The organism is Kribbella soli, from assembly GCF_004331345.1.
GTDB classification, from domain to species: domain Bacteria; phylum Actinomycetota; class Actinomycetes; order Propionibacteriales; family Kribbellaceae; genus Kribbella; species Kribbella soli.
This window is the reverse complement of sequence record NZ_SJJZ01000002.1, coordinates 1,166,319-1,178,425: the sequence shown is the minus strand read 5'-3', so window position 1 is coordinate 1,178,425 and position 12,107 is coordinate 1,166,319. Positions and strand designations below refer to the sequence as shown.

The 12,107-nt window shown below is 69.7% G+C and carries 13 protein-coding genes; 2 read left to right on the top strand and 11 right to left on the bottom strand.

Features of this window, described 5'->3' with window-relative positions:
* Positions 1-21: 21 nt before the first annotated feature.
* The 3 genes from E0H45_RS19695 to E0H45_RS19685 are packed head-to-tail and all read right to left on the bottom strand — an operon-like array spanning position 22 to position 2,484.
* Positions 22-687 carry a response regulator gene (locus E0H45_RS19695; RefSeq protein ID WP_130388498.1) on the bottom strand — a complete coding sequence of 222 codons (666 nt, stop codon included), beginning with the start codon at positions 685-687 and terminating at the stop codon, positions 22-24.
* A 10-nt stretch (positions 688-697) separates the two neighbouring features.
* Positions 698-1,345 carry a response regulator gene (locus tag E0H45_RS19690; RefSeq protein ID WP_131339282.1) on the bottom strand — a complete coding sequence of 216 codons (648 nt, stop codon included), beginning with the start codon at positions 1,343-1,345 and terminating at the stop codon, positions 698-700.
* Positions 1,342-2,484 (bottom strand): sensor histidine kinase, encoded by a 1,143-nt coding sequence (locus tag E0H45_RS19685; RefSeq protein WP_131339280.1) that lies wholly within the window; start codon positions 2,482-2,484, stop codon positions 1,342-1,344. The genes E0H45_RS19690 and E0H45_RS19685 overlap by 4 nt, the downstream gene beginning before the upstream one ends.
* 136 nt (positions 2,485-2,620) lie before the next feature.
* Here E0H45_RS19685 and E0H45_RS19680 point away from each other — a divergent pair, with 136 nt between their 5' ends.
* On the top strand, positions 2,621-3,103 hold the full coding sequence (locus tag E0H45_RS19680) for a DUF6069 family protein (RefSeq protein WP_131339278.1): 483 nt from the start codon (positions 2,621-2,623) through the stop codon (positions 3,101-3,103).
* Here E0H45_RS19680 and E0H45_RS19675 read toward each other — a convergent pair.
* The gene (locus E0H45_RS19675) at positions 3,026-3,787 is read right to left on the bottom strand and encodes a FadR/GntR family transcriptional regulator (protein WP_131339277.1); all 762 of its coding nucleotides are present in this window, start codon (positions 3,785-3,787) and stop codon (positions 3,026-3,028) included. The genes E0H45_RS19680 and E0H45_RS19675 overlap by 78 nt on opposite strands.
* A 74-nt stretch (positions 3,788-3,861) precedes the next feature.
* Here E0H45_RS19675 and E0H45_RS19670 point away from each other — a divergent pair, with 74 nt between their 5' ends.
* On the top strand, positions 3,862-5,073 hold the full coding sequence (locus E0H45_RS19670; protein WP_131339275.1) for an alpha-hydroxy acid oxidase: 1,212 nt from the start codon (positions 3,862-3,864) through the stop codon (positions 5,071-5,073).
* Here E0H45_RS19670 and E0H45_RS19665 read toward each other — a convergent pair.
* The 7 genes from E0H45_RS19665 to E0H45_RS19635 form a co-directional block, all read right to left on the bottom strand.
* Positions 5,017-6,495: a sensor histidine kinase gene (locus E0H45_RS19665; RefSeq protein WP_238155099.1), complete on the bottom strand. Its 1,479-nt coding sequence runs from the start codon at positions 6,493-6,495 to the stop codon at positions 5,017-5,019. The genes E0H45_RS19670 and E0H45_RS19665 overlap by 57 nt on opposite strands.
* Positions 6,492-7,160, bottom strand: a complete 669-nt coding sequence (locus tag E0H45_RS19660) for a response regulator transcription factor (protein WP_202872400.1) — start codon at positions 7,158-7,160, stop codon at positions 6,492-6,494. The genes E0H45_RS19665 and E0H45_RS19660 overlap by 4 nt, the downstream gene beginning before the upstream one ends.
* Before the next feature lie 22 nt (positions 7,161-7,182).
* A complete protein-coding gene (locus E0H45_RS19655; RefSeq protein ID WP_131339266.1) occupies positions 7,183-7,947 on the bottom strand; it encodes an ABC transporter permease in 765 nt (254 codons plus the stop codon).
* On the bottom strand, positions 7,944-8,852 hold the full coding sequence (locus E0H45_RS19650; protein ID WP_131339264.1) for an ABC transporter ATP-binding protein: 909 nt from the start codon (positions 8,850-8,852) through the stop codon (positions 7,944-7,946). Before E0H45_RS19650 ends, E0H45_RS19655 begins: the two co-directional genes overlap by 4 nt.
* A 107-nt stretch (positions 8,853-8,959) precedes the next feature.
* Positions 8,960-10,093, bottom strand: a complete 1,134-nt coding sequence (locus E0H45_RS19645; RefSeq protein WP_238155098.1) for a sensor histidine kinase — start codon at positions 10,091-10,093, stop codon at positions 8,960-8,962.
* A gap of 78 nt (positions 10,094-10,171) precedes the next feature.
* Entirely contained in the window at positions 10,172-10,810 is a 639-nt protein-coding gene (locus tag E0H45_RS19640) for a pyridoxamine 5'-phosphate oxidase family protein (RefSeq protein WP_131339262.1), read from the bottom strand.
* A complete protein-coding gene (locus E0H45_RS19635) occupies positions 10,810-12,066 on the bottom strand; it encodes an MFS transporter (RefSeq protein WP_131339260.1) in 1,257 nt (418 codons plus the stop codon). The genes E0H45_RS19640 and E0H45_RS19635 overlap by 1 nt, the downstream gene beginning before the upstream one ends.
* Positions 12,067-12,107: the final 41 nt, after the last annotated feature.

Sequence of the window (12,107 nt, the reverse complement as noted above, 5' to 3'; positions counted from 1 at the left end):
TCCGGCCCACCAACCAGAACGTCAGCCCAGCCAGCCTGGGCGTACCAGGCCGGTTTGGTAGGCGAGTACGACGAGTTGGGCGCGGTCGCGGACGCCGAGTTTGATCATGGCGCGGCTGACGTGGGTCTTTGCGGTGGCCGGGCTCAGCACCAGCCGTGCGGCGATCTCGTCGTTCGACAGGCCTTCGCCGACCAGCGCGACGATCTCCTTCTCGCGTTCCGTGAGTACGTCGAGTTCCTTGCTGGCATGCGGCTGCCGCGACCGCGACGCGAACTCCGCCACCAGCCGCCGCGTCACGCCAGGCGACAGCAGCGCGTCCCCGCGAGCGACCACCCGCACAGCCTGCAGCAGCTCGACCGGCTCGGTGTCCTTCACGAGGAACCCGCTGGCCCCGACCCGCAGCGCCTCGAACACGTACTCGTCCAGGTCGAACGTCGTCAGGATCACCACGTGGACGTCGGCCAGCTCGGGATCCGCGCCGATCTGCCGCGTCGCCTCCAGGCCGTCCGTCCCGGGCATCCGGATGTCCATCAGCACAACGTCCGGCTTCTCCCGCCGCGCCACCACGACCGCCTCGGCACCGTCCGGCACCTCGCCGACCACCGTGATGTCGTCCTCGGCGTTCAGCAACGACCGGAACCCGGCCCGCACCAACGCCTGATCGTCCGCCAGCAACACCCGAATCATGCGCTGGAGCTTATGCCAGCCCGGCGTCGTGGGCGAGCAGTGCGATCTGGGTTCGGTTTCCGAGTTCGAGCTTGGTGAGGATGTGCGAGATGTGCGCTTTGACCGTTGCCAGGCTCATGAACAGCTCCGCACCGATCTGCGCGTTCGCCTTGCCCTGCGCGACCGCGAGCATCACGTCGTACTCCCGCGGCGACAACCGCTGCAGCTTCTGTTGCGCGATCGTGTGCGCATCGGCCTGGGTCGCGGCGCGGTCCATCAGCCGCCGCGTGATCGCCGGCGACAGGATCGGGTCACCGGCCGCGACCCGCCGTACGGCCTCGACGATCTGCGCCGGCGGCGTGTCCTTGAGCAGGAACCCGCTCGCCCCGGCGCGGAGCGCGTGCAGGACGTTCTCGTCGGTGTCGAAGGTGGTGAGCACCACGACCTCGGGCGGATTCTTCCGCGCCCGCACCCGTCGCGTCGCGACGATGCCGTCCACCCGCGGCATCCGCAGGTCCATCAGCACGATGTCCGGGAAGTGCGCGTCGACCGCGGCCGGTACTTCGTCCCCGTCGGCGGCCTGCCCGACCACGGAGATCCCGTTCGCGCCGTCGAGCATCATCTCCAGGCTGGCCCTGACCAACGCGTCGTCGTCCACCACCAGCACCCGGATGTTCATGAGGGCCACGGTAGCGAGGCCTCCAGCCGGAACCCGCCACCGGGCGCTCGCCCGTGGTCCAGCGTGCCGCCCGCGAGTTGGACGCGCTCGGTCAGCCCGACCAGCCCGGTGCCGCTACCCGGCGCCAACGGCGTACCGTTCGACGCCGGATTCGTCAGCTCGATCCGCAGCCTGTCGCCCGCTCGTCCGGCCACCAGCACGGTCACCGGATATCCCGCGGCGTGCTTGCGAGCGTTCGTCAGTCCTTCCTGCACGACCCGGTACGCCGTCCTGCCGGTTGCCGGTGGCAACGACGCCGGATCCGCCACCTGGTCGTCGTACGCGATCGTCGTACCCGCCTCCCGCGACTCGTCGACCAGCGCGCGCAGGTCCCCGAAGGTCGGCTGCGGCCGCCCCTCGTACACATCCTCGTCGCGCAGGACGTTGATCACCTCGCGGAGCTCGTCGAGCGCATGGTGCACGCCGGTCCGGATCACGCCGGCCGCCTGAGCGAGCTTCTCCGGCGACGAGTCCGGCCGGTACTCGAGCGCACCGGCGTACGTCGCGAGCAGCGACAGGCGATGCGCGAGTACGTCGTGCATCTCGCGCGCCATCTTGGTGCGCTCGTTGGACCGCGCCTCGGCGACCCGGCGCCCCTGCTCGGCCTCCGCGCGACGGGCACGCTCCCGGAGCGACAACAGCAACTGCTGCCGCGCCTGAGTGCCCTGACCCCAACCGACCAGCGCGGCGTGCACGACGACATCCAGTACGGCGAACCACAGGAACGGCAGGCCGTGGATCGGTTGCCACAGGCCCTGAATGAGATGCGCGACCGTACCGGCGAGGGCGACCAGGATCGTCGTACGCAACGGCCGGCGCAACGCGACGGTCAGCGTGCCGACGGTGGACGGCGGAGTCGCGGCAGGGGAGAGGGCGGCGAGCACCGCCAGGGCGATCGCACCCGGCACCGGCCGCCGGGCCACCACTGGGATGAGCGCGACGGAGACGATGCCGACCGCGATGTCGAGCAGCAAGAACTTCCGGTGCTCCGGGTCCGGGAGCCGCCCGACGATCGTCATCGCGACCAGCACACCGATCGCGCCGGTCGCGGCGAAGTCCATCCATTTCGCCGGCTTCCGCGGCGCGCACATCTCCTCCATGCCGCCGAGACTAGGCGGCCGCGGCCGCATCCCACCACCGACCAAAGTCGAACCCACCCCAGCTTCCCGGCCGATGCCCGGTGTTCCCCCTCCGCAGCAAGGTGATCCCACAACCCCTTCACCTGAGGAGCCCGCAATGCCGAAGCCCAACCCCCTCACCGCGATGCCCCCGATGCCCGCCGCCACTCCTGACACCTCGTCGGAGACCGCTCAGGCGCCTCGCCGCGTGCCCGGTCGGAGCCGGCTGGCGGTCGTCGGTGTCGCCGCGCTAGCAGCGCTAGCGGACTGGGCGATCCTCGCCCCGCTGGCCGGCCTCACCTTGGAGGCCCGCCAGGGCGGTACCCAGCACATCGGCGCCATCGCCGTGGTCGTCTCGACGATCTTCGTCGGCTTCGCCGGCTGGGGCCTGCTCTCGATCCTGGAGCGCCGTACGCCGCGCGCCCGCAACATCTGGATCGTCGTCGCGACGATCGTCTGCGTCACGTCGCTCGGCAGCCCGCTGACGAACGGGATCGGCACCGGCGCCAAGCTCGGCCTCGCGTCACTGCACCTTGTCGTCGGCGCGATCGTCATCTTCGGCCTCCGCCGTACCGCCCTCACCGCCGCCGAACGGTGCTAATTGAGCTGCCTGGTAGAACCCCCGGATGTGCGCGGTCACGAGCTCGGCCGCGCGCTCCGGCTCACCACCGCGCACCGCAGCGAGGATCGCCCGGTGCTCGGACCGCAGGCCGACAGCCGTCGCCTCCCAGTCCGGCAGATTGGGTACGGCGGCCAGCACGTACCCATGGATCGCCGACCGCAACGACGTCATCACCGCGGCGATCAGCACGTTCCCGGCGAGCCCGGACAGCGCGACGTGGAACTCCGCGTCGAGCACATGGAACTCCTCGGGCGACAACCCGGCGTCGTCCATCCGGTCCAGCAGTTCCTCCGCGACCTTCAGTTCGCCCGCCCCGAGTTCCCGCGCCGCCGCCTCCCGCGCCGACCAGGACTCGAGCAGCAGACGGGTCTGCACGACGTCACCCATCGGCAGGTGATTGGTTGCCAGGTGCAACCGCAGTACGGCGGTCAACGGCGACACCGGCTCCGCCACGATCACCGCACCTGCCTCGGGACCGGACCCGGTCGCGGTCCGCACCACGCCCATCGCCTCGAGCACCCGGACCGCCTCCCGCACCGACGGCCGGCTGATCCCGAGCTGCTCGGCCAGCGCCCGCTCACCGGGTAACCGCCCGCCGATCCGCAGCCGCCCCGCCGCCAGGTCGGCCTCGACCCGATGCAGGACCAGCTCGTAGTTCTTCACGTGGACGACCCTACCTCTGTGGTCGGACCACAGGGTAGGGTGTGGTCCGACCACAGATTCAGCCGGGAGTTGTGATGACCGATCGCCAGATGCCCAAATGGTCCGAGTTGAAGCCGCTGCTGCGGCCGAAGCCGGTCACGGTGAACGCGACCGAGCGGCGGCTGGAGAAGGCGCTGACGATCGCGGACCTGCGGGCGATCGCGAAGCGCCGGACGCCGCGCTCGGTGTTCGACTACACCGACGGCGCCGCCGAGGCGGAGATCAGCCTGCGCCGCGCCCGCCGGCTGTTCGCCGAGATGGAGCTGCAGCCGTCGATCCTGCGGGACGTCTCGGACATCGACCTCGGTACGTCGATCCTCGGTGGCCGCTCCGAGCTGCCGTTCGCGTTCGCGCCGACCGGCTTCACCCGGATGATGAACCACGAGGGTGAGAGTGCGGTCGTGAAGGTCGCCGAGCAGGTCGGCATCCCGTACGCGTTGTCGACGATGGGCACCACCTCGATCGAGGACGTGGCGGCCGCGGCGCCGAACGCGCGCAAGTGGTTCCAGCTGTACGTCTGGAAGGACCGCACCGCCGGTGAGGACCTGGTGAAGCGGTCGGCCGCCGCCGGGTACGAGGCGCTGATGCTGACCGTCGACGTACCGGTCGCCGGCGCTCGTCTCCGCGACGTGCGCAACGGCTTCACGATCCCGCCGTCGCTGACCGTGAAGACCGTCCTGGACGCGTCCCTGCACCCGGCCTGGTGGGCGAACCTGCTCACCACGCGGCCGCTGACGTTCGCCTCGCTGTCCACGTGGGACGGCACGGTCGCCGAGCTGCTCGACAAGCTGTTCGACCCGACGATGACGATCGACGACCTCACCTGGCTGCGGTCGATCTGGGACGGCCCGCTGATCGTCAAGGGCATCCAGACCGTCGAGGACGCGCGCCGGGTGGTCGACGCGGGCGCCGACGCTGTCGTGCTGTCCAACCACGGCGGTCGTCAGTTGGACCGCGCTCCGACGCCGCTGCGCATCCTCCCGGAGGTCCGCAAGGCGGTCGGCACCGACGCGGAGATCTACCTCGACACCGGCATCATGTCCGGCGCCGACATCGTCGCGGCGATCGCGCTCGGTGCCGACGCCTGCCTCGTCGGCCGCGCGTACCTGTACGGCCTGATGGCCGGCGGCCAGCGCGGCGTCGCCCGCGCCGCGGACATCCTCACCAAGGAGGTCCGTCGCACGATGGCCTTACTCGGCGTCTCCAGCGTGGCCGACCTGAACCCGTCCCACGTCCGCCTGCCCTGATCCGAGCGTCGGCAGCATCAACCAGAACGAGGCCCCCGCGCCGAGGGCCGTGGAGAGCACGATGTCGCCGCCGTGCGCCCGTGCGATGGACCGCGCGATCGCCAGCCCGAGGCCGGTGCCTGCACCCGCCGAGTGCTTGCGGGCCTGGTCAGCTCGATAGAACCGATCGAAGACCCGGCCGGCCTGCTCCTCGGTCATGCCGGGGCCGTCGTCCTCGATCACCAGCACCGCGTGGTCGCCTTCCGTACCGACTCTGATGCGGACCGGCGTACCGGGTGGGGTGTGGGCGATGGAGTTCCCTACCAGATTGGTGACGACCTGTCGGAGCCGATCCTCGTCACCGTTCACGGCAGCTGGGCCGGGGGCGCCGCGACCTTGTGGTCCGGTGAGCGTGATCGACCGGGACGGATCCAGCGCACGGAGGTCGTGCCGTGCATCGTTGGCGATCGTCCGCAGATCCATCGGTGCGCAGTCGAGCTGTCCTTCGGGAGCCTCGTCCAACTGCGCGAGCAGGAGCAGGTCTTGGGTCAGCACGGTCAGCCGAGTGGCTTCGCGGTCGATGCGGCCCATGGCCTCGTCGACATCGGATCCGCCCATCCGGTACAGCTCGGTCGAACCTTTGATGCCGACAAGCGGCGTACGCAGCTCATGGCTGACGTCGGCGAGGAACGCCCGCATCCGCGTCTCGGCAGCGGCCCGGTCCGCGAACGCCTGCTCCAGTTGGCCGAGCATCGTGTTCAGCGACGCCGCCAGATGGCCGATCTCGGTCCCCGGCGCGGCTAATCCGGGCACGCGTTGGGTCAGATCGCCGTCCGCGATGGCGGCGGCCGTGTTCTCGATCCGGCGCAGCGGACGTAATCCACGCCCGAGTGCCCACGAGCCGATCGCGGTGAGCAGGACGAGCAGCGTGGCCCCGCTGATCAGGCTGGTGGTCCGGAGCTTCGCGATCGTGGCGTCGGCCTCGGTGAGGGGCGCGGCCGCGATCACCGTCCCACTCCAGCCGACCGCCGGTCGCGCGACCGCCCGCCAGCGGCCATCTTGGTTGGCCGCCTGCAGCACGCGGGCCGATCCGTCGACGGGCAGCGACCGGAGCTCGTTGTCCGCGGGGAAGGACTTGGCAGCTACTCGGGACGAGCGCAGCGTCCCGACGACCGCCCCGTTCGGGCCGAGGTACGCCAGGTACGGCGCACCGATCAGATCCAGCGCGGGGTCGAGGAGCTCTGGATGGGCGGGCTGTTCGCGGCTCGGGCCGCTCGGTGACACCTGCGCGATGATCTCGGTGAACGAGCGGAGCTGGCTGTCGAGCCGATCGAGCTGGTATCTCTCCAGCTGACTCGACACGACCGCGCTGATCAGGGTCAGCCCCGCGAGCAGCAGGCCCGTGGTGAGCAGCAGCAATCTGGCGCGCAGCGACAGCTTCACGATTTGGGCGCCCGCATCACGTAGCCCATGCCGTGCACGGTGTGGATGAGTTTCGGATCCTGGTCGTCGACCTTGCGGCGCAGGTACGAGATGTAGGTGTCCACGATGCTCGTGTCTCCGTTGAAGTCGTACCGCCAGACGCGTTCGAGGATCTGCGCCTTGGACACCACCCGGCCGGCGTTCTCCATCAAGTAGTGCAGCAGCCGGAACTCGGTGGGGGAGATGCGCAGCGGACTGCCCGCCCGCGTCACTTGGTGGCCCTCGGCATCGAGTGCGAGCAGACCGACTGTCAGTACGTCGTCGTTCGCGCGGCCGGTCGTCCGGCGTAGGACCGCGCGGATCCGGGCGATCAGTTCCTCGAGGTCGAACGGTTTGGTCACGTAGTCGTCCGCGCCGAGCGACAGTCCCTGGATCTTGTCGGCCTGCCCGTCGCGAGCGGTCAGGAACAGCACCGGCGTCGGGCGCAAGCGCCGTACGACCTCGAACCCGTCCATGTCCGGCAGCATCACGTCGAGCAGGACGAGATCGGGCGGCTCCTCGGCCGCGGCGGCGACCGCTTCGGCAGCGGTCGCCGCTGAGGTCACGTCGAAGCCGGCGAACCGCAGGGTCGCGGACAGCAGTTCGCGCACCGTCGCCTCGTCGTCCACCACGAGCAGCCGAGTCATGATCGCCAGAATACGGATGCGGTCAGACGTCGCGACGCCGGAAGACGACGAACGCGGCGGTCAGCACGACGGCGACACCCAGCCACAGCCCACCGAGATTCAGCCAGGGATGCGGGAAGTTCTCGTCCGGTAGGGTGCCGAAGATCGCTGCCGCTCCGAGCGTCGGCCAGAAGTCGAAGATCCCTTGCATCCAGTCCGGGAAGAGCCCCGATAGCGCCGGTACGAGGAACACGATCCCCACCAGCGTCGCGAGTGCGCCTGCCGTCGCGCGCAGAATCGCGCCCAGACCCACGGCCAGCAAGGCGATCGCGGACAGGTACAGCCCACCGCCGACAACCGCTTTCAGGACGCCGGTGTCGCCCAGGCGCGCGTACGGCACGTCCTGTCCGGCCAGCAGCGCCTGACCGATGAAGAACGCTATGAACATCAGCGCCTGTCCCGCCACGGCCGCGACTGCGGTGGCCACGATCGCCTTCGCAGCCAGCAGCCGGTTCCGGCGTGGGGTCGCTGCGAGTGTCGTCTGCATCAGTCCGGTCGCGAACTCCGACGTCACCACCAGGATGCCGAGCACACCGACGATCAACTGAGCCACGATGAACGTCTTCAAGCTCTGACTGGTCGGGTCCCATGCAGCACGGTCCGCGTCGGTCCCGCCCCGGTACTCCGTGCCGGCGCCGCTCATCGACAGCGCCGTGATGCCGAGCCCGAATACGAACAGACAGGCCACGGTGTACCAGGTCGAGCGCAGACTGCGCAGCTTGATCCACTCCGCGTGCAACGTATTCATGCGGCCGCCCCCTGATACTCGACGCTCTCCCTGGTCAGCTCAATGAACGCGTCCTCCAGCGACACCCGCTGCGGCGTCAGCTCACTCAGCGGCACACCGTGGTAGGCCGCCAGCTTGCCGATCTCCGTACTCGACAGACCGGACACGACCAGCGCGCCCTCGAGCCCGTCCCGGACCGTGCCGCCCGCTGCGGTCAGGTGATGGGCGAACGGTTCACCTGTGCGGACGAGGACGGTACCGTCGCCGTTCGCGTGCATCAGGTCAGCCATGCCCATGTCGGCGATCAGCCGGCCGCGACCGATCACGACCAGGTGGTCCGCCGTCTGCGCCATCTCGCTCATCAGGTGGCTCGACACCAGCACCGCCCGGCCCTCGGCCGCCAGCGAGCGCATGAAGTCGCGGATCCACCGGATCCCTTCCGGATCGAGCCCGTTCACGGGTTCGTCGAAGATCAGCGCCCTCGGATCGCCGAGCAGCGTCGCGGCGATCCCGAGCCGCTGCCGCATCCCGAGCGAGAACCCGCCGGCCCGCTTGCCGGCCACCCCTTCGAGCCCGGTCCGGGCGAGCACCTCGTCGACCCGGCGCCGGGGGAGACCGTTGCTCACGGCAAGCGCCAGCAGATGGTCGTACGCCGTCCGCGCGCCGTGCACCGCGCTCGCGTCGAGCAGCGCGCCGACCTCGGTCAGCGGCACCGGCAGGTCCTGGTACCGCCGGCCGCCGACGGTCACGATGCCGTGGGTCGGCGCGGCCAGCCCGATGATCATCTTCATGGTCGTGGACTTGCCCGCGCCGTTCGGCCCGAGGAACCCGGTCACCTGGCCCGGCGCGACGGAGAACGACAGGTCGTCCACCACGACGTCGGAGCCGTACCGCTTGGTCAGCCCGCGCACTTCGATCGTTGTCATGCCTCGCAGCCTGACGAACCGATCTGAGTGCTTACCGGGAGTTTCTGGGAGAACTCTGTGAATCCGCTCCGGCGCGAGTCCGGCGAGCGCCCGCATTCACAGGAAACCTACAGCGGCAGGGTGGCCGTGATCCGCAGACCGCCGGCCGGCGTGTGGTTCGCGGTCAGCGTGCCGCCGAGCGCGGTCGCACGTTCGCGCATCCCGGAGATGCCGTTGCCTTCCTTCGGTGCCGCGGTCAGACAGTCCCCGTTGTCGTCGATCTGGAGCACCAGCGTCTGCTCGCCGTACTGGATCCGGACCGTCGCCGATGTCGCGCGCGCATGCCGTACGACGTTCGTCAGCGACTCCTGGATGATGCGGAACGCGGCCCGGTCGAGCCCGCTCGGGAGCGGCCGCGGCTCGCCGTGAACGATCTTGTGCACCTCGAGACCGGCCCGCGCCGTGCGGCTGACGAGGTGGTCCAGGTGATCCAGCCCGGCGACCGGTGTACGGGGCGCGGACTCGTCGGACTGACGCAGTACGCCGACGATCGAGCGCAACTCGACCAGGGCCTCCTTGCTCGCGTCCTTGATCGCGGCGAGCGCAGGGGCGGCCTGCTCGGGCTGCCGGTCGACCAGGTGCAGCGCGGTGGACGCCTGCACGTTGATGAGCGAGATGTGGTGTGCCACGACGTCGTGGAGCTCCTGCGCGATCCGCAGGCGTTCCTCGCCGGCGCGGCGCAGCTCTTCCTCTTCCCGGGTCCGCGCCGCGGCCATGACGCGGTCGCGATGGGCCCGGAAGAGTTCGGCGAGGAACCCGAGTACGCAGAAGCACGTGCCGACGAGCAGGACCTGGTACACGCCCTGCTCGTTGATGCCGAGGATCATCCGGCCGCCGACATGCCCGACGTACAGCGTGATCAGCCCGAGCCAGCCCGCCAGCCGGTGACCGAGCCGGATCGTGGTGAACACGGCGATCACGAACGCGAACACGACCGGGCCCCACGGGTACTCGCGGAGCATGTAGATCAGCGTCGAGATGACAGTTGCCCACAGCACCGGGATCGGCTTGGTGCGCAGCCAGTAGAGGGAGAGCGCGCCGACCAGCAGCAGGACCACCATGAGCCAGTCGGGCTCGTGGCGGTCGGTCTGACCACGCGATGCGCCGAACGCCCCCACCACCGAGAACACGGCCAGCGCCACCGGCAGCAGGACGCGGCGCACGCGGGCCCCGAAGGTCGGGACGTGGACAGGTTCGCTCACACTACGAAACCGTAGAGGGCGGCCGGGGCGATGTCATCGTCGCCACGGAGTACTTGGGCCTGCGCCCGCTGCGGTAGTTCAGTACTTGACCTTGTAGATCTTCTCCTCGTACGCCTGCCCGTAGTACTCCTCGAGCGTCGCGAGGTCCTCGTCGGTGCGCTCCAGGGTCTGCGAGATCCGCGCCCGGGTCGTCACCGCGTCGGGCTCCCAGGTCTCGGGCTTCCACAGCTTCGAGCGCAGGAACGCCTTCGAGCAGTGGTGGAAGATCTCCTCGATCTCGACCAGCAGGGCGAGCTGCGGGCGGTTGCCCTTCACGATCATCTCGTCGAAGAACGGCGCCTCGCTGACGATCCGCGCGCGGCCGTTGATCCGCAGCGTGTCGCCGCGGCCGGGCAGGAAGTAGATCAGCCCGACGTGCGGGTTGGAGAGGATGTTGATGAACCCGTCCACGCGCCGGTTGCCGGCTCGTTCGGGGATCGCGATGGTGGAGCCGTCGAGGACCTTCGTGAATCCGGCCGGGTCGCCCTTGGGGGAGACGTCGCAGGTGCCGTCTTCGGCGGAGGTGGCGACGAGGCAGAACGGCGACGCCGCGAGCCACTCGCGATCCAGCTCGTGCAACTCCTTGCGAGTCTTGCCGGCTGCTGCGGCCAGCGGTTGCGGGACGATCTCCCGCAGCTCGTCCTGCGTAGTGATTTCGACCAGTCCGGGAATCTCCATCAGGCGGCGCTCTCCTCTACCAGCGACGGCGTGGCGTCCTCGTTGACGGCCCTCGTCCGCGCAGCCCATCGTACGGCGGGACCAGTTGCGCAACTGGTCCCCAGGAACAGTGCACCGACCACCAGCCAGCCGATCGGACCCCAGCCCAGGATGACCGTGGTGAGCAGCGCGGGGCCGAGCATTCGGGCCACCGCGGGGCCGGTGCCGAAGAAGCCCTGGTACTGACCCTGCTTGTCGGCCGGCGCGAGTCCGAAGCTGATCTCCCAGGCGCCGGACGCGAGCTTCATCTCGCCGAGGGTGAGCAGCGCGGCGGCGATCACAAGAACACCGGCGGTGGAAGCCGCGCCGAGATCGGCGGCCGTGACGGCGAACACCGCGCAGGCGGCCAGCATGGCAACACCGGCGTACCGGACCGAACGGGCGGCAGTGCGGAGATCCTTGACGCTCTTCGCGATCCGGACCTGGAAGAACGTGACGCCGAGCGTGTTCACGATCATCAGCGAGGCGACCACCCAGCTGGGAGCATTGGTCCGGGTGACGATCCACAGCGGGCCGACCAGGCTGATCAGCGGCATGAAGAGCAGCATCACCGCATTGATCAGCGCGAGAACGGCGTACGGACGGTCATGCAGCACCGCGAGCCGCGGCTCGCCCATGACCCGCTGGGTCGTCGCGATCGACGGCACCCGACGCAGCAGCCCGGCCGCGATCAGGAAGCTGAGCGCATCGATCCCGAACACGATCAGGTACGCCGCTTCGCTGTCGAACCGGAGCGCCACACCGCCGAGGAGCGCGCCGAGTGCGAGCCCGGCGTTCACCGTGGACTGCAGGAACGCGCGGATCCTGGTCCGCTCCGCCGGGGCGACCAACCCGGCCAGCAACGCCTGCCGCGCCGCGGTGAGCCCGGTCTGGCTGCACGCGTAAACGATGGCCGCGATGAGGAAGCCGGCGAAGCTCCTGACGACCAGGAACGACGCGACAGCCGTCGCGGTCGTGAGCGCCAGCAGGACCGCGGTGCCGCGTGCTCCGCGCCGATCCGCGAGGTTCCCGAGCGGTACGCCCGCCAGGAATCCGACCAGCCAGGCGATCGTCAGCCCGAGCCCGACCTCCGCGGTCGAGAGCCCGACGACGCGGGTGAAGAACAACGCCGAGGTGACGACGAACGCACCGTCGCCGACCGCGTTCGCCAACTGCGCCATCGCCAGGTCCCGCGGCGCTCCGGCCGGGGGAAGCATCTGCCCAAGTCTGCTGCTCATGTCCTTGAGCCTAGGGTTTCGGCGGCCCAGATGAGAGATCC